Origin of the sequence: Spirulina sp. CS-785/01, from assembly GCF_028330525.1 — a bacterium.
GTDB lineage: Bacteria > Cyanobacteriota > Cyanobacteriia > Cyanobacteriales > Spirulinaceae > JAQMSD01.
Window position 1 is genome coordinate 1 of record NZ_JAQMSD010000120.1, and the last position, 24,340, is coordinate 24,340.

The 24,340-nt window shown below is 46.0% G+C and carries 18 protein-coding genes and 1 pseudogene; 7 read left to right on the plus strand and 12 right to left on the minus strand.

The features are described from left to right. A pseudogene (locus PN462_RS07145) lies at nt 1-187 on the plus strand (photosystem II q(b) protein); the annotation flags it as partial. A gap of 213 nt (nt 188-400) precedes the next feature. Here the strand turns inward: PN462_RS07145 and PN462_RS07150 are convergent. From PN462_RS07150 to PN462_RS07175, 6 genes are all read right to left on the minus strand, one after another. Further along, nucleotides 401-2,299, minus strand: coding sequence for a GTPase family protein (locus PN462_RS07150; RefSeq protein WP_272127360.1), 1,899 nt, complete (start codon nt 2,297-2,299; stop codon nt 401-403). 91 nt (nt 2,300-2,390) lie between these two features. After that, on the minus strand, nt 2,391-4,652 hold the full coding sequence (locus tag PN462_RS07155; RefSeq protein ID WP_272127406.1) for a CHAT domain-containing protein: 2,262 nt from the start codon (nt 4,650-4,652) through the stop codon (nt 2,391-2,393). Between the two features lie 9 nt (nt 4,653-4,661). Further along, complete coding sequence (locus PN462_RS07160; protein ID WP_272127362.1) at nt 4,662-5,264, minus strand: tetratricopeptide repeat protein; 603 nt, start codon at nt 5,262-5,264, stop codon at nt 4,662-4,664. Next, the gene (locus PN462_RS07165) at nt 5,233-5,571 is read right to left on the minus strand and encodes a type II toxin-antitoxin system PemK/MazF family toxin (RefSeq protein ID WP_272127363.1); all 339 of its coding nucleotides are present in this window, start codon (nt 5,569-5,571) and stop codon (nt 5,233-5,235) included. Before PN462_RS07165 ends, PN462_RS07160 begins: the two co-directional genes overlap by 32 nt. After that, nucleotides 5,571-5,807 carry a hypothetical protein gene (locus PN462_RS07170; RefSeq protein ID WP_272127364.1) on the minus strand — a complete coding sequence of 79 codons (237 nt, stop codon included), beginning with the start codon at nt 5,805-5,807 and terminating at the stop codon, nt 5,571-5,573. The genes PN462_RS07165 and PN462_RS07170 overlap by 1 nt, the downstream gene beginning before the upstream one ends. 75 nt (nt 5,808-5,882) lie before the next feature. Continuing rightward, nucleotides 5,883-6,392 carry a hypothetical protein gene (locus PN462_RS07175; RefSeq protein WP_272127365.1) on the minus strand — a complete coding sequence of 170 codons (510 nt, stop codon included), beginning with the start codon at nt 6,390-6,392 and terminating at the stop codon, nt 5,883-5,885. A 108-nt stretch (nt 6,393-6,500) separates the two neighbouring features. On the opposite strand from PN462_RS07175, the gene PN462_RS07180 reads away from it, so the two are divergent. Then, complete coding sequence (locus PN462_RS07180; protein ID WP_272127366.1) at nt 6,501-7,463, plus strand: hypothetical protein; 963 nt, start codon at nt 6,501-6,503, stop codon at nt 7,461-7,463. Between the two features lie 56 nt (nt 7,464-7,519). Further along, nucleotides 7,520-7,684: a hypothetical protein gene (locus PN462_RS07185; RefSeq protein ID WP_272127367.1), complete on the plus strand. Its 165-nt coding sequence runs from the start codon at nt 7,520-7,522 to the stop codon at nt 7,682-7,684. Nucleotides 7,685-7,735: 51 nt separating this feature from the next. Here PN462_RS07185 and PN462_RS07190 read toward each other — a convergent pair whose 3' ends face one another. The 5 genes from PN462_RS07190 to PN462_RS07210 form a co-directional block, all read right to left on the minus strand. Next, the gene (locus PN462_RS07190) at nt 7,736-9,175 is read right to left on the minus strand and encodes a glycoside hydrolase family 13 protein (protein WP_272127368.1); all 1,440 of its coding nucleotides are present in this window, start codon (nt 9,173-9,175) and stop codon (nt 7,736-7,738) included. A gap of 484 nt (nt 9,176-9,659) precedes the next feature. After that, nucleotides 9,660-10,289, minus strand: a complete 630-nt coding sequence (locus PN462_RS07195; protein ID WP_272127369.1) for an SH3 domain-containing protein — start codon at nt 10,287-10,289, stop codon at nt 9,660-9,662. Between the two features lie 42 nt (nt 10,290-10,331). After that, nucleotides 10,332-10,919 (minus strand): hypothetical protein, encoded by a 588-nt coding sequence (locus PN462_RS07200; RefSeq protein WP_272127370.1) that lies wholly within the window; start codon nt 10,917-10,919, stop codon nt 10,332-10,334. A gap of 307 nt (nt 10,920-11,226) precedes the next feature. Further along, nucleotides 11,227-11,379, minus strand: a complete 153-nt coding sequence (locus PN462_RS07205) for a hypothetical protein (protein WP_272127371.1) — start codon at nt 11,377-11,379, stop codon at nt 11,227-11,229. A 357-nt stretch (nt 11,380-11,736) separates the two neighbouring features. Continuing rightward, nucleotides 11,737-13,188: a bifunctional orotidine-5'-phosphate decarboxylase/orotate phosphoribosyltransferase gene (locus PN462_RS07210; RefSeq protein WP_272127372.1), complete on the minus strand. Its 1,452-nt coding sequence runs from the start codon at nt 13,186-13,188 to the stop codon at nt 11,737-11,739. A gap of 108 nt (nt 13,189-13,296) precedes the next feature. Here PN462_RS07210 and folK point away from each other — a divergent pair, with 108 nt between their 5' ends. From folK to PN462_RS07230, 4 genes are all read left to right on the plus strand, one after another. Beyond that, nucleotides 13,297-13,791, plus strand: a complete 495-nt coding sequence (gene folK, locus PN462_RS07215; protein WP_272127373.1) for a 2-amino-4-hydroxy-6-hydroxymethyldihydropteridine diphosphokinase — start codon at nt 13,297-13,299, stop codon at nt 13,789-13,791. 6 nt (nt 13,792-13,797) lie between these two features. Continuing rightward, on the plus strand, nt 13,798-14,352 hold the full coding sequence (locus PN462_RS07220; protein ID WP_272127375.1) for an NUDIX hydrolase: 555 nt from the start codon (nt 13,798-13,800) through the stop codon (nt 14,350-14,352). Between the two features lie 300 nt (nt 14,353-14,652). After that, nucleotides 14,653-21,195, plus strand: coding sequence for a S8 family serine peptidase (locus tag PN462_RS07225; protein WP_272127376.1), 6,543 nt, complete (start codon nt 14,653-14,655; stop codon nt 21,193-21,195). A 171-nt stretch (nt 21,196-21,366) separates the two neighbouring features. Beyond that, complete coding sequence (locus tag PN462_RS07230) at nt 21,367-22,815, plus strand: DnaJ domain-containing protein (protein WP_272127377.1); 1,449 nt, start codon at nt 21,367-21,369, stop codon at nt 22,813-22,815. A gap of 208 nt (nt 22,816-23,023) precedes the next feature. Here the strand turns inward: PN462_RS07230 and hisD are convergent, their stop codons facing one another. After that, on the minus strand, nt 23,024-24,328 hold the full coding sequence (gene hisD, locus PN462_RS07235) for a histidinol dehydrogenase (RefSeq protein WP_272127378.1): 1,305 nt from the start codon (nt 24,326-24,328) through the stop codon (nt 23,024-23,026). Nucleotides 24,329-24,340: the final 12 nt, after the last annotated feature.

Here is a 24,340-nt window from a genome sequence, read left to right on the forward strand (position 1 = left end):
GTTCAACTTCAACCAATCCATCCTTGACTCTCAAGGACGAGTGGTGAACACCTGGGCTGACATCCTCAACCGCGCTAACTTAGGTTTCGAGGTAATGCACGAACGGAACGCTCACAACTTCCCCTTAGACTTAGCTAGCAATGAAACCACTCCTGTGGCTCTGCAAGCTCCTTCCATCAACGGGTAAGTTAAAGCGAACTAAGATTTAGTTCTCCGCTAGATAACTAACCGCTAGATAACTAACACAACCCCCTCACCTCCGGGTGGGGGGGTTGTTGTTGTGTCTGCGAAGGTTTTAGGCTTTCGGGGAAGATGGGGGAGATGGGGAAGATGGGGGAGATGGGGGAGAAAAAAGAAACAACTGTTCCCTGTTCCCTTGTTCACAAACAACCAACAACAACTAACTAACTTGTTCTAAATAATCATGATATTTTTGGCGTAATTGCTCGATTGATAAATCCTGAGTCCAATATTCCACCAAACTATGACCAAACGCCCACGCATTTTGATCGGGAGTGGCAGGGTTTTCTAGGAGTAACGGCCAGAGACTGAGTAAATTAAATTTGCCAATATTATGATCGTCACTCAACAGGGAAAAGAGGTCATAGGTCATTTGTAATTTACCGATGACGATGGGTAATTGTTCTACGGGGATTTGTTCTGCGAGGAGATAGGCCAAGGTGGGTTGTCCGGTGGTGAGGGTGGAGATAAATTGCAGGACGGGACTTTTTAAGAGGGAGGTGAGTCCTTGGGTGGTGGACATTTGGAAGGTATAGCGATCGATAATTTTGGCCGCGGCATGGGTGCGAGTTTCCCGATCGCGCAAAAACCGTGCTAATCGAGATTGTTTTGCGGGTTCAAGGGTTTCTAACAGCGTCAGCGAGAGGATGTCCGCGTTCCAAGGTTGGCGGTTTTCGTTGGGTTTGCGGGTGACGAGGGGTAAGATTAAGTTGCAATATTGTTCTAATTGTTCAGCCCGGTATTGGGTAGCCTCGCGGATTGCTTTTTCTTTGGGGCGAGTGCCTTGTTTCCAGTCGTAGGGGGGTTGCCATTCCCGGACGGGCCGCAGACGGTCCACTTGGGTGACAATGGCGATCGCAGGTAAATCCGCCACTTCCTCCGTAAAATCCGCCAAAAACTCCATATCCATCTGTAAAGCCGGATCAAGGGCCGGTGTCACCAGTAGTAATAAATCGGCATTTTGGGCATAATCTAAGACCAATTCCCGTAAATCCTCCCGATTCACCTGTTCATAACCCGGAGTATCCCACAGGGTGAGAGACTCGCCAGTGGGGGATTGCCAGTGATAATTTTGGATGCGATCGGTACTGGGTAACACATCCACTTCCGCTAAATCGGCTTGAAAGAGGGTATTAATGAGACTACTTTTCCCGGCCCCCGTTCGCCCCACCAACAGCAAATTAACGGGTTTTTCCTCAATTTTCTCTGCGGGTTCGGCATTTTCGAGAATCTCCCGCAGGGTTTGGGTTTTGGCTTGGGGTAAGGCTGACTGAGACACCTCAAAGGTAGAAGCGGGCAGAGTATCGCCACTATATAACTTAGCTGCTTGGCCGCAGAGATTCCGTAAAGCAGCTTCTCGCAGCATTTGGTTAAGGTTGCCGAGGAGTTGTTCCGTTGCGCGATCGTTACTAGGTTTACTCGCCAATCTAGCGGCTGCTGCTGCGGGATTAATAAACCACTGCGCCCAATTCCAAACCTGCCAAAGTTTGCGGGCCGAGGGTTCAAGTTTTTGGTAGGTTTTATAGGCTTGATACCCTTGGCCAACGGTAACTTGTCCTAAAACAGGCGAAAGCTGCTGCATCCAGCGATCCATATCATCCACCGTCCCCCGAATTAACGCATAGGCTTGGGGGATGTAGATATTGAGGAGGGGGTATTCGACTTCCGGGTGATAGGTATTGGCCACCGCCAACACCACCTCTTGGCCTCGTTGCCAAAAGGTTTGCCAGTCCTCCCAAATGGGGGGATCATGGCGAGAATCTTCAATAATTTTATTGAGGCGAGTGGTAATCGTTTCGGTAGCCTCATCGTCTCCGGTGGGGGTAGTGGTAGCCAAATCTTGGTTGACTTGGGTGATCACATCTTCAATTTGGGCAACCGCCGGTTTTGTCCATCTCACCAGCAACCACCGCCAAGCCGCCAAGAGGAGGACAAATATCCCCCATATCCAGTTAATCCCCCAAGTATGGATTTGCAGTCCTGCTGCCACAAGGAGGAAGACGACAAGGAGTATGATGGGAGTTGCAAGGATAACCAGTTGCCAAGATTTTAAACGCATAGGTTTGAGGGAGTGAGAGTTTGGTTCTATTTTGACTCAATTTGGGAAGACCGTACGGTTAAGGAACAAAAGAAACCCGGTTTCTCCCTCCTCACCGTTTCCCCATCACCGTAAACCCCGCCCAATGTTTCGGTTCAGGATGTTCTTCTTTAATCCTCAGCATCGCCTCTCGCATCGCCTGAGCCTTATTCTGTCCATTTTGCAAATTTTCATAAAACATCGTCATTAAATCGGCTGTAGGGGCATCTGGCACATCCCAGAGGGACATGACCACCGTGGGTACACCTGCGTTAATGAAAGCGCGAGATAACCCCACAATGCCATCACTGGTGACTCGTCCCAGTCCCGTCTTACAGGCACTTAGGACAACCAGATCAGCGTTAAGCTGCATCTCGTAGATTTCTTGGGCGGTGAGGAGTCCGTCGTTGGCGGTGTTGAAGGGGTCTTGGGGGTCGTAGTTGGGGTCAGAGGCGAGGGCAACTGCTCCTAAATTATAACGGGTAATCCCTCGGAAACCATCTAGGAGGCCGTGGGTGGCGAAATGGAGGAGTTTCGCTTGGGGCATTTTTTCCGTGATGGCGGTTTCGTTGGCCGCATCTCGGAGGAGGGGAGACGTTTGCAGCAGTTGGGCGATGGTTTCCGCTTCCCGTTGACTGTGGGGGAGGGGGTCGAGGCTTTTAACTCGTCGGGCAATAAGATCGTAATAGTCCGGCATGACGGGGTTGCCGACGATGAGGGCGTTTTCCCCTTGGAGGGTGGCGAATGTTCCGGTTTTCTGTTGGTGGGTGGCCTCTAAGAGTTGGATGGAAGGGGCGGTGGAGAGCGTGTGATGGTCGATGAGGTAGTCCCCAGAGGGGGTGATGAGGGCAGGGAAGGGGACAAAAAAGAGGTCTTCGTCTGGAATAAAGATTACAGCGTCGTTGGCGGTGTTGGGGAGGAGGTCGGCTATCGGTTCAATGAGCAGGTTATGGAGTTTTTGCAGGGACTCTTTATCCCGTTGACCGAAACTCTCTCCAAAAATATCCAAACGGCCTCGCGTTTGTCCACTGGCGGCGGCGTGGCTTTGGTTGACCAGTTGACCCAAGGGGGTTTGGGGGCTTTGGTTGTGGGCGGTTGCGCTGCGACTGGCGGTAATTTGACGGTTTTGGCTGAGGGTGAGGAAAAGTCCGGAGAAACTGGTGAGGGTGAGGAGTCCGGTAAGGGTAATGAAGCGTCGGGAGGGGCGGTTTTTGGGGTCAACATAGAAGGCATAAGCGAAAGTCATGCCACTGACTACGAGGGTGGGAAGCAGGAGAATGATGAGGAAGACGCGGTAGGGCTTGTCCCAAAGGAATTTCAGGTCAGTGGAACGAAAGGTGATTGTGCCGTCGGGTTGGATAACCCAGATGTAGAGTTCTGATTCTTTGTATTGTTCTCTCCCTTCCAGTTGGAAGTCATCGTACATCACTTTATATTCAACCACGGTGGCGTTTTGTTCTTTGGCCACTTGTTTTAAGTCTGCAACGGTGGGGAGTTTGTAGGTGATGTTCTGTTTTTGGCTGAGTTGTTCCATGAGGGAGCGAGTTCGCCCCCATTCGGATACGGCTAAGGCTTCTTCAGGTTGGTTGAGGGCAATAAGGGTTTGTTGTAATAGGCGATAGGTTACAGCTTGGGTTTCAAAAATGCTGATTCTTTGTGTATCGGGTAAGCCTTCTCGTAGTTTTTCTCGTAGTTGGATTCCTTGGCGGAGGACTGATTCCGCTTGCTTGGGTTTATTCGATTTTAGGTAAGCTAGTCCTAAATTGTTTAAAGAAGCGGCTTCACCCCCTCTGTCCCCAATTTGGCGTTTAATTTCCAGTGATTGCTCATAGAAGGCGATCGCCTGTTGGTACTCTCCCAAGGATCGGTAAGCCAAGCCTAAATTGCCTAAAGAAGCAGCTTCACCCTGTCTGTCCCCAATTTGGCGTGCAATTTCCAGTGATTGCTCATAGAAGGCGATCGCCTGTTGGTACTCTCCCAAGGAATCGTAAGCATTGCCTAAATTGTTTAAAGAATTAGCTTCACCCTGTCTGTCCCCAATTTGGCGTTTAATTTCCAGTGATTGCTCATAGAAGGCGATCGCCTCTTGGTACTCTCCCAAGGATCGGTAAACATTGCCTAAATTGCCTAAAGAACTAGCTTCACCCTCCTCGTCCCCAATTTGGCGTTTAATTTCCAGTGATTGCTCATAGAAGGCGATCGCCCGTTGGTACTCTCCCAAGGATCGGTAAACACTGCCTAAATTGGTTAAAGAATCAGCTTCACCCACTGTGTCCCATATGTCTATGTCCCTAATTTGGCGTTTAATTTCCAGTGATTGCTCATAGAAGGCGATCGCCTGTTGTTACTCTCCCAAGGAATTGTAAACATTGCCTAAACCCATTAAAGAACCAGCTTCACCCTGTCTGTCCCCAATTTGGCGTTGAATTTCCAGTGATTGCTCATAGAAGGCGATCGCCTGTTGGTACTCTCCCAAGGATCGGTAAACACCGCCTAAACCGTTTAAAGAATCAGCTACTCCCCCTCTGTCCCCAATCCTTCCATAAATCTCCAATGCACGTTCCCAAGACTGCAACGCCTCCCGAAACTGACCGCCGTCATACTCCAATATCCCCCGGTGAAATAACCAATCCGCCTCCACCTTCTCTGCGGCCTCACCCTGCGCCAATAAAACCATTTCCCCCCGCACAGGAGACCCCACTTCACCCCCCATCATCCCCAACAACACCGCCAAACCCACAATCGCCAAACGTTTCATCGCCCTGCTGGTAAACCGTCCTCCTTCCAATATAGCGCATTCCTCAAAGAGTGTAGAAACACCAACCCTAAAAAAATCAAAAATCCATCCCTCCAAAAACCGTTCTACCGTAGGTTGGGTTAGCGACAGCGTAACCCAACAAAACCAAACAAACGGATTAAAGGTATAAAACTGTTCGGAGTCCTTCATCTACTTCCTCTTGTAAATCTTCAGATAATGACCCGACATACTCCACCAAAAAACTCTTATCAATCGTCAAAATTTGCGAAACATTAATCACAGAGTTCTTAGATAAACCAGAGACCTTACGCGGCAACAAGACATTACCCGGTGCTTCTGCTAATGACGTATTAGACGTAATGACAACCACAATAACTGTACTAATACGACTTTGATTAAACGTATCATCCTGAACAATCAAAACTGGACGACGATAACCCGGCGATGAACCCACGGGATCAGGTAAATTTGCCCACCAAATCTCTCCTCGATACATTACCAATCCTCATGGGGGAGAGACATAAACTGCATTTTCGCCATCACTGGATCGACTTCAGACGAGGCTTGAGTATAAACATGATTGAGTTGATTGAGCATCGGGGAACGATTATATTTTTCTAAATAGACTTGCAGAGCTTTCGTATAAAGTTCACTACGCGATAACCCCAACTGTTCCGCTAACGCCTCCGCTTCTGCAAACACCGAATCAGGTAAAGAAATGGCAGTTTTCATACTTCAATGACCCATAGCTCCCGTTATTTATCCTTTAATTGTACCCATAAAAACCAACGCTTTGAACCCAAAGACCTAATCCTGCTCAATCACCGTTAACTCTAACCGAGTCCCATCATCCCCTTCACCATCAACCCTTAACTCCTGCACCGCATACTCACTAAAACTAGACTCCGGTTCAATTTGAAAAGCATCTTCCTCAATTATCGCCTTTTGGGAATCTTCCACCTGAAACCCCGTCACAGGTTGAACAATCCAAGTTTCATCCCCCTCTCGAATAATAGGAGACCCCCCTCCTTCTGGAATATCCTCCTGTACAAACTGAACCATCTCCACCGCATCCACAGGAAAAGACTCCGATTCCCCGTTATACTCAAACGTAAACTCCTCTGCCGTCACCCCCGTTAAATAGCGTCCGTTGAGCATTTCCCCATCCGCTAATTCCACCATCACCGCAGACAGTCGCACCTCCACCGATGAAACCTCCCCCTCAGACATAACTCGCTCCGAGGGAGGAGTTTGGCAACTACTCACTCCCAAGAGGAGAAGGGAGGAAAGGAGAAAAGACGAGAATTTAGTTTTCATCACACATAAGAGGCGACACCTTATAACATTTTAACATCGAGTTCAGAGCGCAACCCTGCCCCCCACAGGAGAGAGCCAACCTAGATAGCTGAACCGAAAAATACGACTATGAACAACCCAAAAACACCCAATTTATTCCAAAAATTTGCCGGACTCCTCACCCTTCTGGGGGGTGGATTATATTTCACAGGTTGGATTTATCGTTGGTCGTATTTTAGCTTCTTTCAACTAGAAATTACCACCCTAGACTTCCCCCATCAATCCTTTCTCTTTGTCCCCTTACAAGTTTTCTTTGGTAGTTTCGCAAGTTGGTTCAGTATCCTCCAAACCCTGTCTTCTATCCTACTGTTTATCCTCGTCATTTATGTAGGCATTCCCACCAGTCTCTGGCTACTCAAACAAACGAGTCGATGGATTGTAACAGGTTTAAACCGTTTAAAAATAGTCTCTCTCAATCAATATAAAAAACTGAGAAAAACTAATTCCTCTATTTCCCAAGATTCTGCAAAACCATTGCTTTTAAAACTCCAACGTTTCAGCTACTTTATCTTAAATAAAATCCTCAATCAAATCAACTTAAAACCCATCGACTATAAAACCAGTCTTTGGGATGAAATCATTATTATTTTGTGGATACTACTATTATTATTTTTCCTCGCACGTCATCAAGGGATCAGTGATGCAAGGAGAGATGCAGGAGTCAACTCCAAATTACCCAGTATCACCTTAATTACCCCTGATGATACCTTAGCCTTTGGCAACACCCCAGACAACCCCCAAACCTTAGAGGGATTTCAAATTATTGGGGATATAAAACGCTATAGAAATATACAAAATACCCCAATCAATGATCCTGATGCGGCTAGAGTATGGCGATTATTACTCGATCATGAAGGGTTTTTCTATTTATTTAAAAGTTTACCGAAAGATGCCAGTTTAGAACAACGTCCCATTGTGTTAGTTATTCAAGGGAGTTTAAACGGAAATCAATTGGTCATTCTCAGTCCTTCTCCCGTGGAAGCTGAGAAAGCGCAGTCGGAAGAAAATAATGAACAGTTTTCAGACGAATAAAACAACGATTTTCTCCCCCCACAAAACCCTAGCAAAAGCTAAGAAACCAGGTTTCTATGGGGGTGGAATGGTTACACAGTCCAGTTAAGACAGAAACCCAGTTTCTCCCCCCGCAAAACCCTAGTAAAAGCCAAGAAACCGGGTTTCTATGGGGGTGGAATGGTTACACAGTCCAGTTAAGACAGAAACCCAGTTTCTCCCTCCGCAAAACCGACGACTGATCACCCCCAGTTTAAGGCCAGGTGTAGAAACCATTACACCCAACCCAGTCCCTAATTTGCCAGAATACAGCCACTTCTAGGGGGTAAACTCACTTGTAAGGTTTGCCCCGACTGTTGTAGAGTGGGTTGCCCAAATTTTGCGGTTAACAGAGAGGGTCCTACCTCTAGGGTTGTGGTGGCACTGTCCATCCCTGCATTGACAAACACAAACACCTCAGACCCCTCTAAAACGCGCTTAAAGCCGTACAATAGCCCCTCGGCGACTAATACCTCATATTTCCCGGTTCGTAGGGCAGTATATTGATGTCGGAGGGCAATCAGTTGTTTGTGCATTGCTAGAGTCGGTTGATCCCAGTTTTTCTCCTTGGGAAAGGTGCGTCGAGAGTCGGGGTCTAATGCACCTGGTAAACCCACTTCATTGCCATAATAAATGCTCGGTGCGCCAGGATAGGTAAAGAGGAGGAGGGTGGCTAATTCCACACTCCCTTTATCCCCTTGTACCACCGAGAGTAACCGGGCCGTATCATGACTATCGAGGATATTCAGTTGGGTGAGTTGAATTTCCCAGGGGTACAGTTCGATTAAATCTTGGATTTTGGCTGCATATTCCTTGGCATTGAGGGGAGGATAGGGGTAGTAGTCGGGGCCTTCTACTAGGTCGGATTTTACGCGATCGCCCCCCGTAAAAGCAATAGTCGGCCCCGTGAATAAATAATTCATCACCCCATCAAACTGAGTCCCATCTAACCATTGTCGGGAGTCTCTCCACACCTCTCCCACAATATAAGCATCGGGGTTAATGGCTTTCACGCGATCGCGGAATTCTTGCCAAAACCCAGGAGTCTCCACTTCGTAGGGGACATCCAACCGCCACCCATCAATCCCTTGCCTGAGCCAATATTCCCCCACCCGCATGATATACTCCCGCACATCGGGATGATCGTGGTTAAATTCCGGTAAAGCACGATTATCCACCCAACCGTCATAATTGGCAGGTTGATCCCCATCATAGGCAGACACGGGCCATTTGTGGATTTTGAACCAATCCACCCAAGGAGAATAGGGGCCATTCTCCAAAATGTCATTAAAATAGAGAAATCCCCGACTAGCATGGTTAAATACCCCATCGAGGACTACTTTTAACCCTCGTTGGTGCGCTGCCGCTAAAAGCTCTTGTAAGGCTTCATTCCCCCCTAAAATGGGGTCAACTTGGTAATAGTCGTGGGTGTGATAGCGATGATTACTGGCAGATTGGAAGATCGGGGTAAAATAAATCGCTGTAATGCCTAAATCTTGTAAATAATCTAACCGATCAATGACTCCCCAAAGATTGCCTCCCTTATATCCTTGCATCGTCGGGGCTGAATCCCAAGGTTCAAAGGAAACGGTCATTTGTACCGCCTCTGGGGGACGGTCTCGTTTAGCAAAGCGATCGGGAAAAATTTGGTAAAATACTGCGTGTTTCACCCAATCGGGGGTTTGAATATCCATCGCTCTCTGTTCAATGCTTCCTTACGTTAGGGTAACAGGTTCATGGGACAGTGGTTGGGATTTTCTGTACAGGATAGGGGGAATTGCAGAAACAATCAACGAAAGCGGGGAAATCGGTTGAGTTGCAGGGGTCAAAACACTAGGGTTTTGTAGCTCAATTCTAATTCCTTTTATTGGTCTAGGCTTGAACTATCTTAAAATTCACCAAGAGAAAGAAAATATTGTCCAAGAATTGAGTCAAGCAAAGCACACCCTAACGCAACACAAAAATGGCCTAAAACAGACCATTCAAGAACAACTTAAAAACACCCCAACTAAACTGCTCCAAAGTGAAAAAATGTCAAGTTGGAGAACTTCTCGGTTTGTCTAATCCCAAAACAGGCACAGAGTTTACCATCATAATTCCCCAGAAAATTGCCAGTAAGAATTAGATTTCAACGCCTGAGATGAGAATCTCCGGTTTTTAAACCGGAGAGAAGGCAACCTACTCGCATAAAACCAAATTACTACCCCCATCGCGGCCACCCGATATCCAACCCGCAACAGGAGCAGAAATTTCTAACCAAATACGCTCATCCTCGTCTAGGGAAGTATTCCCGGTTAAAGTGGCGGTTCGTCCCTCTCGGACACTGCCTAATGAGGGTTCGAGTCCTGCTTCCGGTCGAGAGCGAATGGCTAAATCGGTGATTGCTCGACGACACCGGCCTTCTTTAATGTTTTCTAATGCTTCGGGAGAACCCACCGGACGCTCTGGACTGGTCTCGTCTTCTTCTTCTGGGGTTTCTTCGGGGGTTGCGTCTGCGGTGTCGATGGGACAGGGTTTGAGGTGACGGGCAATGACATAGCCTTCGGTGGGTTGGCTAATTTGCACCCATCCAGAAGTAATTTCTCCGGTGAGAATGACTTGGACATCGGGTTTTAGGGTGGCGAGAGAGCGACTCTCAAGGTTGACAGAGGGGTTTTCAAAGACATCTAGGGTGCGGTTGGTTTGGCGACAGACTCCTTCTAAGGCGGTGTCGGTTCGGGTGGTTTGGGCATAGACTGGGGTAGCCCCTAGAATAGTGACTAGGGTGACAATTCCCAGTTGTGCGACTCTCCAAGTTAATTGTTTCACGGCACTCCTCCCAAATAAAGATTCGTAGAGATTTAATCCGTATTATAGGGTTTGCTGATACATTAATTCTTGCAGACGGGAGAGCCAGGGTTCGATGCCTTTGCGGGTGGGTTGTCCGGTGGGGGTGAAGGTCCAGAGGGCTTTTTTGTGTTGGGGCCCGTGGCTGAGATGGATGGGACGCTGGCTGCCGTAATAATAGAGGGAGTCAAAGGGGAGTTGTTGTTCTATAATCCAAGAGACGACTTGATCGCTAGATGTGCCGAGGATGGAGAAGTCACAGGCTGCCCCCCTGCGATCGCAATAATACCGACCATTACGATTCAGTTCACAGGCCATGTGTTGATCTCGACGGGGATCAATACGCCCATTTTTTTCTCCGGTTACGGGGTCTTTTTGGTTTAAATACCGTCGCAAGTCTGCCGAACAAAACCCGTAGGTTAACTGAAAGGAGTCGCTCCCATAATGAGCAATAATGGGGTCAAGGAGATATTGATTTAAGTCCTGTAAGGCTTGAATACTGGCTTTTTGCTGTGGCCATGGATCAATTTGACTGCTGTATTTTTGATAGGTTTTGCTGCACGTACAAAACTGTTCTAGGGTTAAATATTTTCCTAAATATAAGTTTTTCATGGGGTAAGTATTCAGAGAATGTTACCTTTATATGCCTTGGGTTAAAACCCAAGGCTAATAGCTGAAACCTGTTAAAACAGGTTGATAGACGCAAGCATTTAGCCGGGGTGCGTGATGGAGTATTAGTTTTAAGAGTCGCGGAGTTAACATTGATAGTTGAATGCTTATAAACACAGCAAAAAGGTGAGAACTTTAAAAGTTATCTCACCTTTATTCACTGTATCTCCATTTAACCAAGACTGATTGAATCAAGGTAATAGGTTGAAAAATTTTGCGCTCAAAAAGATCGCATTCAGCATTGTTCTCTCTACCATTCAACCTGTTTTTTCGGATGGCCTAAGTCGCCAGAAAACGGTTGAACTCCAATGGGAGTGTAGGTGTCATCGTTGCGGCTGAAAATTCGTGCGATCGCTTCGGACAAATAATCGTTAACGTCTTCTACCCATTTAAACATATTCATAATGCCTAACCTCCAATAAATCCGTATATATGCTCAGTGCTTATCATTTGTGAGACTATGTTTGTGAGACTATGTGAGACTAGCTGCGAGACTAGCAATTCACCTAGCGATTCACTTAGGTCGATTCACTTAGGTCGATTCACTTAGGTCGATTCACTTAGGTCGATTTCAGGCGACCTGATTTCAGGCGACCTGAGTTCACAACCTGAAACAACCGCTACACTTTCATTATTAGCAGATTTGCCCCACGAACGCCGTTATTTTAAGCAAATGCAATATTTTTTTGTATTGATTTGCATTACTTTGTTTCTATTAACATAAATTTGTAAGAAAATGAGTCATTACGTTACAATAGTTCTAATGGGCAGTTAACGCTTCAAACTGGTCTTGAGCAATGCGTCCGGCTTCATACAGGGTCTGGGTCACTTCAGACAGGGTTAACACGGAATGGGCGCGATATCCTTCCTTTTGGAGACGGTCTTTCACCTCCCGTTCATGGTCGAGAAAGACGACAATATCTTCGACAACTAATCCGGCAAATTCTAGTTTTTTCGCCCCTTCTATGGCACTATTGCCACTGATGAGGATATCATCCACCACCACCACCGTTTCCCCTGGTTGAAAGTTCCCCTCAATCACCCGACGAGTCCCGTGGGCCTTGACTTCCTTCCGGGGGAAAATCATGGGATGTTCCAGACGGAGGGAGAGTCCCGTTGCAGTGGGGAGGGACCCATAGGGAATACCCGCAATGCGGTCAAAGGTGAGAGTTTGTAAAATTTCTGCATAAGCATTGAGGACTTGTTGGAAAATTTGCGGTTGGGAGATAATTTTACGCAGGTCAATGTAGTAAGAAAAAGTAGCCCCAGAGGCTTGTTGATACTCCCCAAACAAGATACAACCAATATCGTAGAGTTGTAGGATTAAATCCTGATGGGGGTGTTTCTCCAGAAAACAGACATCGGGAGTCCAGAGGTGACAATGACTACCGGGTTGTTGTTGAATAGCAGTGCGAATGGGGTTGATGGTGTTGTTGAGGGATTGAATGGTGGTTGCAACGGTTGTGTCCTGACTGAGTAAGTCTTGGGGGACGGGAATTAATAATCCTTCTCCGTTTTCATTGAGTCCTGCTTTAAGGAGGTTTTCGAGGTTTTCTTCCCGTTTCCAGAGACTGCGTAATAAAATTAACCGTTCTGGTGCAAGGGTCCGCACTCTTGCAAGGGTGTCTGGGGTACTGGTTCCTATTTCTAGATAAACTTGTTCTGGAGTCCCCCATCCCTGGACCTCTTGGACAACTTTTAAAAAGAGGGGACTGTCTTCATCGGGATATCCTTGGATGGCCATGGCCGCAGGGTTGGAGGTGCGACAGAGGAGAAAAATGCCGTGGTCGGGATAGACTAAAAAAGGGGCTGCTTGGTCTTGTCCTGCGTAGGGGTTTAGGGTGACTGCATCGACCTGCCACTGTTCAAAGACAGTTCGTGCGAAAATGCTACTGGTGTTTAAGTCGCCATGTTTTGCATCGAGAATGACGGGAAGATCATCAGGAATAGAGTTTAAGACTTCTGAGAGTAATTCTAACCCTGGTGCGCCTAATGATTTGTAAAAGCCGAAACTGGGTTTATACGCACAGACGAGGGTTTGGGTGGTGGTGATGAGATGGTGTAACCAGTCGGCTAAGTCTTGTACCAGATGCTCTAGGGACTGGTCTTCTGCGGTAAAGTGGGGAAGCATTTCTGGGTTGGGGTCGAGGCCAACGACTAAGAGGCTATTATTTTTGGCGATCGCGCGATGTAATTTCTCAAAAAAGCTCATCAATGACAGTCCTATGGGGTTTACGATTAGCTTAAACGAAACCCCGTTCAAGTTGGCCGTGAACCCAATGCAGATTACATCTTGCTTGTTGCTGAATACTTGTTGGTAATGACACAACACCCATCCCCAATTCCTTGTATTATCGCCCTTGGGAGTAATTTAGGAGACTCTCCAACGATTCTCCAGGGAGCATTAACTCGTTTATCCCAACATCCCCAGATTACTTTACAACAGCAGTCTCGTTGGTATCGGACTGCTCCGGTGGGTCCCCCGCAACCGGACTATTTAAACGGTTGTGTGTTGCTTGCGGTGCAACTGTCTCCCCATGCTCTCCTGAATACCTTATTGGAGATAGAGCAAGAATTTGGTCGAGTGAGACGAGACCCCTGGGGCCCGCGATCGTTAGACTTAGATATTATTTTCTATGGGGACACCATCCTCGAAACCCCCTCCCTCACCCTTCCCCACCCCCGAATGCAAGACCGTGCATTTGTGCTAATTCCCCTCTGTGATATCGCTCCCCAATGGGTCGATCCCGTGACCGGAAAAACCGTCAAAGACCTCGCAAACAGGTTAGACTGTTCGGGAGTTCACCTGCAATAACAGATTATGTCTTTTGGTCCCGAACCCCCCAAAGTTTTACAAAATAACCTCACCTATCAAGGCCGTAAATTTAGCTTTACCGTTGATCAACTCCGTCTCCCCAACGGTGTAGAAGGGAATTGGGAATGTATTCGTCACCCAGGGGGAGCATTGGCCGTTCCCGTCACTTCAGAGGGAAAATTTGTCTTAGTGTATCAATATCGTTTTGCAGTAGAACGTCGTCTCTTAGAATTCCCCGCCGGAACAGTAGAAGTGGGAGAAAACCCCGCAGAAACCATTAAACGAGAAATTGAGGAAGAAACAGGATATAAAGCCAACCGTTGGCAACATTTAGGCGATTTTCCCCTTGCTCCAGGGTATTCTGATGAATATATTTACGCCTTTTTAGCCCAAGATTTAGAACAACTCCCCCACCCTCCCTATCAAGATGAAGATGAGGATATTGAGGTAGTTTTAATGACTCCAGAGGAGTTAGAAACGGTAATTCTAAAAGAAGGGACAGTGGATGCAAAGTCTGTCACCAGTTATTTCTTAGCGAAAAAGGTATTGGGGGATGGGTGATTAGGGATTGGAAACGCATTGATTGAGCGATCGGGTCTAGAATTAATTGTTAAATAGTTACACTTCTTGTCTGACAAAGGATTTGGGATTGAACATCAACAGAACCTCGCTCCTTTGTCCTCCCCTCACCCTTGTTGGTCTTCTTTGTGCTTAACACTTTTTCATAAAAGTATAACGTGATTAACAATTCTTCATTCAATTGTAACTTTGGCAGAATCTAGGTGATGTTAGTTTTGGAAGGAAGGGTGCGAGCGGTTGCAACCAGCATTTAGGTAGGTCACTTGAACTAGGGGGAATAGCATGGCTACTTTCACAGCGAACAACGTCAATGAACTGATTAACGTAATTAACCAAGCTAATGATACTCCCGAAGCAGATACAATCAACCTGATCCCAACTACCTTTAATTTAACCAGTTCCGTTGCAGGGGATATAGAATACGAAGGACTAACAGGACTGCCTCATATTACTAGCGAAATCACCATTAATGGGAATGGTGCAACAATTCAACGCGATCCTAGTTTACCTGATGATGATTCAAACAGTTTTCGTATTTTTTTAGTATCGGGTCCTGGAAACGGGCCGGAAGAGAATGGCAATTTAACTTTGAATGATTTGACGATCAAAAACGGTCGGGCTGTTGGTAATAGTAACTGGGCAGTAGCAGGAGGGGGATTATTTAATTTTGGAGGGGCGGTTGCTTTAGATAATGTCAAAGTTACTGAAAATATGTCTATTTCAGGAGGGGGAATCAGTAATCAAACGCCTTTTTTGGGTGAAGATCAAGAACCAGTTCAAGCTAGTATGACTATTCGTGACAGCGAAATTACAAATAATATCGCTGGTTATCCACAAATAGCAAGCGGTTGGGGGGGTGGCATTGAAAATAATAATTCTAGTGTCACGATTGAAGGAAAAACTGTTATATCAGGTAACTCTGCTTTAACATTTGAAGATTCTGAAGGTTCTTATTCATGGGGATTAGGTGGAGGAATCTACAATGGTTATGAAGGAGATATCACAATTAACGCAGCGAATCCCGATGATATTCAAATTATCAATAACAAAGCAACAGTTGAGGGATCAGCTATTTATATTACAGACGATAAAGCTGTCTTAACTGTCAATGCAGAAACTCAATCTAGTGTCAAAATAAAAGAAAATTCTTATACTTCTCCAGAGGTTTTTCCGGTATCAGCAATTTCTTTAATAGATGGAGCAACTCTTAATTTGAATGGAGAAGAAAAGGGAGCAATTTTAATAACTAATAATGGTTCTAACTCTGTAGCAAGTAATGGAAGTGGTATTAGCATAGGTGCATTTTGGGAAGATTATGAACCTGATCCTGTTTACTTAAATATCAAAAACACAATTATTAAAGGCAATAAAGGTGGATACGATACATCTGAAGTTTACAGTTCCTTCTATGTTAAATCTACAGATAATTTAAAATCTGAAGAACTAATTTTGGTTAACAACGGAGGTAATGAAATTGGATCAAATAATATTCCAGAGCTTGAAGTTCACCCAAAAGAACAATACTTTACAGGTGATTTTGGCCCAAGCAAACGGATAGGATATTACAGTCAGCCAACACCATTTAGTACATTAAAATCCCTACAATCTTTTACCGCCCCTACATTGGCTGATGTTGACGGAGATGGTGATTTAGATGCTTTTGTTGGAAGCAGTTGGGGAACTTTAGCGTATTATCAAAACAAAGAAGATAATACATTTGAGTTTCCCACTGCACTCAATAATGACAACTCTATATTTCCGGGATTAGTTCCTCTGAAGACTGCAACACCAGATTTTATTAAAGGAATTATCCTAGAGAGTGGGCTGAAAGCAGAAGATGTATTTGGTCAAGTTACTAAACCCAGTATTGTTGATATTGATGGTGATGGAGATTTAGATATTTTCATTGGAGAACATTTAGGATTTACTTATTACTTTGAAAATAATGGGGATAATACATTTAAAGACCCTGTAAGTGCTGACACTATTGGTCTAGAGCAACCTACGGTTAACAGCGGAAATTTAGTTACCCCCTTTTATTATGCGTCTCCTACGTTTGTGAATGTAGATGGCGATTCTGTAATTGAATATGCTTTTGTCGGAGGTTTGCTTGATAATGAGAATGTTACAGATATAGATAGTGTTCTCAAAGTTTACAAAAACCAAAGCAGCAATCCTGCCAATCCTCAGTTTAGCGTATTAGAAACTAACAGTTTATTTGAAAATAGCGTTGAAATCCCTGAAAACCAAGGACTCCGAATAGTTCCAGAAGTCGTTGATTTTGATTCAGATGGAGATTTTGACCTTTTCTTAGCCCAAACGATGCTAGACGATGAGACAGGGGAAATTCGCTATTTTGAAAATATAAGAACTAATGAAAATCCTCAATTCATAGAAATCACGCTTCTAAATGATCATCCATTTGCTTACCAGTATCTAGATACGCCAGCCAACTCTGATCCTTGGATTGGAGATTTGAATCAAGCAGTTCCTGAGATTGTAGATTTTGATAATGATGGCTTATTTGAAGTTTTTGTCGGTACACGAAATCCTCAATCTACTGCACAGTATATTCCACGCCTCAACAGTATCTTATACTTGGTACAACAAGGTGACTGGACACCGCCTCAATCTCCTGAAATTCCTTCTCAAAACTCTGCTTTTAATTTAATCGGACTCACCCAACTCCGCCAACTCCGCAATGACCCCCAAATTAGCTGGACTATTGATGGCACACCTAATCCCTATAACTTACTCACAGGAAGTCAACGCTTTAGTGTAGCCGTTATTGATACCGTAGTTGACCCAGAACATCCACTCCTCAGTCCCAATTACATTACAGGAGAAACATTTGCTGGAAATGGCAATATCCCAGCAACAGTGAACAATAACACTGACTTTCAGCACGGAACTCATGTTGCTGGCACAATTGGCGCAAATGATTCTAGTATAGGAGTCGCTCCAGGAGTTGGCTTAATTGGGTTAAATATAGCTTATCGCAAAAAAGAAACCGATGATGAAGGAAATATAACTTATGGCTCTAAATTAAGCTCTTTAGGCATTACTAACGCTCTGAAATGGCTATCACAAAATCAAGAACAATACAACACTGTTGCTGTGAATATGTCTTTAGGCGGTGGACCTTATCTTGAAAAAAATTTACAAACATTAGAGACGACGAGCCGTTATGAATTAGTCAAAACATTAGAGAAATTAGGTGTTACTGTAATCGCTACAGCAGGCAATGATTATGGAGAATTTGCTAGAGAAGATAATCCTGATATTAACGCTGAGAACAAAGGGGTAAATGCACCAGCTATATACAGTAGTTTACTCATCGGTGCAGTTTGGGGTGACGGACGATATGAGTCAACGACATGGCCAAGTTATTTTAATGCAAAAGATAATACTACAGGTGCGGATAAAGTAGTTAGTTTTAGCCAACGTCTTGACGTTCCAAATATGCTTTTTGCGCCCGGAACTTCTATCCGTAGCACAATACCAGAAAAAGAAGGGAATTTAACTATTGGAGCAAGTGGAACTAGCATGGCAGCCCCTCACGTTTCAGGTGCGGTTGCCCTCATGCAAGAAGCCTCTCTTGAACTAGGCGGACGCAAACTTGCTCCTGAAACGGTAGTTGACTATTTTACAACCCATGCCGATCGCATTTTTGATGGGACTCCTGATGAGGCAACGCTTCAAAAATATCCAAACCTTGTAAACGATCCCGTTGAGAATACCAATGTTTTAGAAACGAATAAGACTTATAAACGCCTCAACATCTATAAATCTGTCACCGCACTCCAAGACAAATTCAACGAACTGAAAGGAACAACCCAAGATATTGACGGCACACAAAAAGGAGCAGACCTCTTTACCCCTGTTTATGCGCCCCTCTTCTTCGATAACGAACAAGGCGAACCCACTCAATACAGCTTCCCCTTCCTGGGTAGTATCGGTATTGATGGCGTATCCAACCAAGTTGGACCCAAAGACGTTGACCTCTATCGCATTATAGTGGAAGACAGCATAACGCAACTGAACGTTAACCTCCTTCCCCATCCCACCTACCCCACCAATGACTTCAACGCGACACTCCGCCTCTTTGACTCAACGGGAACTCCTTTAAACAGTGAAGAACTCCCTGTCAATGGGTCATCGGTCTTTACCTACAGCAACAACTCACTCTTAGATATCAATCCCGACAACCCCACAAACTACTACATCGGCATTAGTGGAGCAGGTAACACCACCTACGATGTAAACGAGGCAGGCAGTGGAACAGATGGCACTCAAGGAAACTACAAACTCTCCTTTAACTTCGAGATTCCCGACCCCGACGGCACAAAAGACACCGCCAGTAATGCCGAATTGACCACCGACGGAACAACCAACTCCATTCAAGGCAACATTGGTCAAGACCAAGGCACTGATATTAACGCCTTGTCCGATGTCGATATGTATAAAGTCGTCATTCCTGATAATGGCGTAGTCTTTATTGATATCGACACTCCCAATAACAACTTTGTCCAGTCCTTCCTCCGAGTCTTTGATGAAGCGGGAAATCCAGTGGTTCTCAACGGCGGAGCAGTTGCCGAAAATGATAATGGGGCTGCCGTTGCCACAACCCCCACAGGGAATGAATTTAACTCAGAAGAAACCCCCAGTAATAACACCGATAGTTTCCTCTACTTTCAAGCCGCCAAAGGCCGAACCTACTATATCGGCATATCCGAAGAAGGAAAGCAAGCCTATGACTCAGAATACCTTGCTCAACGTCCAGACCCCGGAACAGGAGGGGACTATTCCCTCAACCTGACCCTCTTTAAAAATAACCCCAATAGCAACCCCCTCAATGCACCGAGCGATATTAGTGACCCTGACGGTAGTATTAGTCTTGCTCAAGGACTCGAAGCCATTTCCTTACCCATGACCAATCAACGGGGAGAAATTGGTACAGATACCGACCCCTTCGACCAAGAAACCCTAGAGGTGGGGGAAAATGACGTTGATTTTTATAAAGTGAACTCCCCCACCTCTGGACTCCTCAAAGTTGATGCGAGTGCCTTCAATGCTTCAGAAAGTGACGACCCCCTTCAAGCTGTTCTCCTCCTCCTCACTGAAAACGGAACTCCCATCGCATCTACTGGAAGCAGTGGACTGGATGCAGACCAACCCGTTGTCATTGACCGCAACCCTCGTATCATCTACGAAGTTGAAGCGGATACCGATTACTATGTGGCTGTTACAGGATCAGGAAGTGAAGATTTTGACCCCGAAATTATGGGGAGTGGTTCTCCTGGGGATACAGGGGAATATGTCCTCAATAGTGAAGTTCTTGACTTGGAAGAACTAGAACGCTTCTCCGATGACAAAATTAGTAACCCGGCAGTTCAAACTATTTCCCTAGAGGAAACAATTTTTGGTGAAATTGGCTCGGATGAAGATTTAGTTGTTGGTGCAGATGACGTTGATCTCTATCGTTTTGTCGCCACCTTTACAGGTAAACTTCGCATTCGCACCACAACCAATAGCGCACGGAGTGCCGATACCTTCTTGCGTTTGTTTGATGCTGACGGACAGGAATTAGCTGCCAATGATGATGAAAACGAGGAAACGCGAGGTAGTTTTCTGGAGGTCGATGTTGTTCAAGGAGAAACTTATTTTGTGGGGGTGAATGGAGCGAGTGAAAACGCAGGGAATTATAATCCTGTTGCGGGAACGGGTAAAGTACCGGGAAGCGTAGGAGACTATCAACTTAGTTTAACCGGAGAAGCGACAGATAAACCCACACCACCTGAACCGACTCCCCAAAAGTCTCAGGTTCTCAACGCAACGAGTAATAATATCTTTGTCTTAGGAGGAACACCAGGTCAAGCCATTCCGTTACAACTCTCCATTACTCAAGTGAATAGTATGAATGCGGTTCACGAAATTGGGGTAATTAAAGTGGATGATGACCAAGGTGCGGTCGATGGTCTTCTTCCTGGTGAGAGTCAATACTTTCAAGCGGCGGCCAGTCGGACTACAACGATCGCATCGGGATTGCCAGATACAGTATTTGAACGGTTTTCCTCCTCTCGTACTGTCAATTTTCAAGCAGGCGATCGCCTTCTATTTTATATGGTGCAAAATAGTACCAGTGACACCGTTCTCAATGCCTTAAAACAGGGACAAACACCGCCTCAAGTTTTCTTTGCCAACAATGGCAATGCGCTGCAAGTGACTTCATCGGGAACGGAACAATTTACCCTGAAATGGGAGGATGGCATGGGAGGAAGTCCCGATTTTAATGATCTTGCCTTATCGCTCAGTTTCTCCCCCAATGGGAACTCCCCTCTAGGGACTGGGTTACAAGGACAACCGGAAGGAGAATTAATTGATTTACGAGGGTTGGGGGTGAAAACGGCAACTCTCGATATTCGCAGTGAGGCCCGTTATTCTAATACAGTTGGGTTCTATCGCATTGATGATGAAACGGGAGAAATTAATGGTTTAATGCCGGGGGATGAAAATTATGCTCAAGTCGCTCTTGAAGAACGTCGTGTTATGGACTTTCAAACCGGAGAAACGCCTCCGATTGATTTTGAAGGGTTACTCGCTCCCTTTATTATTGCGAATGCAACGGTGGCAGAATTCCTAGAGGAAAATGTCCGCAATTTAAGCGGAGGAGAGGCGATGGCGTATTTTCCCTTTATGGCGGCTAATCCTGATGGGGTCGATCATTTACGGTTATTGGGAGATAATGTGTTTGGGTTTGAAGATTTACCAGGTGGGGGCGATCGGGATTATAATGATATGGTTTTCCAAGTTGAGTTTGGCTAAAGTGGCGTGGTCAATCGAAAAAAAATTGACAAAATGCAGAAAATATGCAGTAAGCTCCTAACCCCACAACCAGAAACGAAACCCATCAGGCAAAATTGGTAATAGAGAATTAAGACTTGGTACATTGAAGAAGGCACAATTGCCCACCTTCACCTCCCACACTCCCTGAAAATGCCTGATATCAACGAATATTATGCAATATTAGAGATCAAACCTGGCACCCCTCCAGAAGAAATTAAGCTCGCTTATCGTAATCTGGTCAAAGCCTGGCATCCTGACCGCTTCGTTGATGACCCTTTACAGAAACAACAAGCCGAAGAAAAAATCAAGAAAATTAACGAGGCTTACGAGTACCTGAAATCCTATCGGCCTAGGGGATCACCAACCGCCTCACAGACTGCTGCTTCTGCCGCTAAGACCCAATGGGATAAAGTCGAAGCCCAAGCAGAATTATACTACCATCGGGGGGTAGAACGGGCGAAACAGGAACGTTACTCAGAAGCCTTAGAAGACTTTTCCCTCGCTATTTTCCTGAAACCCGACTATGCCGACGCTTACCGTTATCGGGGTTTAGTCTATTCTATGTTAGGTCGGGAGCGTAAAGCCAACGCGGATTTGCGGCGGGTGGCTGAATTAAAGCGGAAATGGGGAAAAACGTCCAATTATTCCCGTTATGCTGCACCTCCCCGTAATCCCTACGTTGCGACTCAATCCACTGCTCCTTGGACTTGTGTGGGGACATTACGCGGCCATAGTGATATTGTCACCTCTATTGCCATGAGTCCCGATGGCCGCACCTTTGCCACCAGCAGTTATGATGAGACAGTGCGACTGTGGCAACTTAGTACAGGACAACAGTTGCGGGTGTTTAATGGTCATGGGGACCAAGTGTATTGTGTGGCCATTAGTCCGGATAATCGTATGATTGCCAGTGGTGGGGCCGATCGCAATATTAAATTGTGGAATCTAGACACAGGACAACAGATCCGCACCTTGGGGGGATGGTTTATGGGTCATACGGACTCGGTGTTGTCGGTAGCTTTTCACCCCGACTCGAAGCGTTTGGCCAGTGGTGGTGCAGATCAAACGGTCCGTCTCTGGAAATTAACGACGGGAAAGGAAATTAAAACCATTTCGGGGTATTCCAGTGCGGTGACTTCTGTGAATATTAGTCCCAATGGTCGAACGTTGGTGACGGCGGGGTTAGAAAAGGCGATAAAATTGCGTTATATGGGGAGTGGTCGCTTGATTCGGTCATTGCGCGATCGCTACAAAATTTTAGCTGTGGCCTTTGCTCCCAATGGTGCAACCTTTGCCAGTGCTGGATCAGATCATTTAATCCGTCTCTGGGAATTAAAAACCAGTCGAGTGTTAAAATTATTTCGCGGCCACACCGATCAAGTGTGTTCACTGGCTTTTACTGCCGATGGCAAGATGTTAATTAGTGGCAGTTGGGATAATACTATTAAGGTGTGGCAAGTGGCCACAGGACGAGAAATTTGTACGTTAAATGATCACGAAAACCGAGTGTTAGCGGTGGCTGTCTGTCCTGAAGGCCGTAAATTAGTAAGTTGTAGTGCCGATAAAACCATTAAAATTTGGTGGCCTACGCAGGACTAACCAAGTCACTGGACAATGATTGACATTCGTGTTGTTAACGCACCAAACCCTAATTATTCCTAAATTTTTAAATTTCTGATTAGTCTATCAACCCGTTTTAACGGGTTTCAGCTATGGGCTTTGGGTTTTAACCCAAGGCATATAAAGGTAGCATTACCTAAAGACATACAAAACAACTAACAACCAACAACAAACAACAAATCACCAATCACCCATTATCCATTTCCCGCCGTAACCGCACCGACTCGGAGTGAGAATGTAACCCCTCTGCCTTCGCTAAGGTTTCAATGGCATTAGACACCTTTTGTAACGCCGTTGGAGAATATTGAATTAAACTCGAATGCTTCATAAAGGTTTCCACCCCTAAGGCCGAAGCATACCGCGCAGCCCCCGACGTAGGTAATGTATGATTCGGCCCCGCTAAATAATCTCCTACCGCTTCTGGGGTAGAATTACCCAAGAAAATTGCTCCGGCGTGGCGAATTTGCTCTAATAAATCCCAAGGTTCAGCAATTTCTAACTCTAAATGTTCTGGAGCGAATAAATTCGATAATTCCGCCGCCCTGGAGAGAGAATCCACTACCACAATTAAACCATAATGCGCGATCGCTTTCTCCGTTAACAACCGCCTTGGATGATTCCGTAACTGTTGCTCCACTTCCTGTTTCACCTGCTTGGCCAAAGTTTCATCCGTCGTCAGCAAAATTGCAGCCGCCATGGGATCATGTTCCGCTTGCGCCAATAAATCCGCCGCCACATGAACCGCCTTCGCCTGTTGATCTGCAATAATTAACACCTCAGACGGGCCCGCTAGGGAATCAATCCCCACCACCCCATAAACCATCTTTTTCGCCAAGGTGACATAAATATTCCCCGGCCCCGTAATCACATCCACCTTTGGCAGGGTCTTCGTCCCATAAGCCAACGCAGCCACCGCCTGGGCCCCACCCACGCGATAAATCTCACTCACTCCCGCTTCTTGGGCCGCCACCAACACCGCCGGATTCACCTTACCATCCTCTCCGGGGGGCGTAACCATCACAATCCTTGGCACTTGGGCCACCTGTGCCGGAATGGCATTCATTAACACCGTACTCGGATAGGCGGCCCTTCCCCCAGGCACATATAATCCTGCGCGATCGACCGCATTATAACGCTTCCCTAACACTATCTCATCCTGGCCAAACTGCACCCAAGACTTAGGCATCCGTTGCCGATGAAACGCCTTAATTTGCCGACAGGCCAGCGTAATGGCATCCACAAACTCCCGTGACACCTGATGATAGGCCGCATCCAATTCCGAACCACTCACCCGTAATTGTTCCGCCTTCAACACCTGACCATCAAACTTGGCCGTATAATCTAACAGAGCCTCATCTCCGACTCGCTTAACCGCCTGTAAAATTTCGCGGACTGCCGCCTCTTGTTGTAGCGTCTCACCGCCCTGAGTACGCCCACTAATTCGTTCTAATTCTGTTTTTGCCTCAGTTGGCTCGGTGATAATTCGCAGCATGGAGTTAAAAGC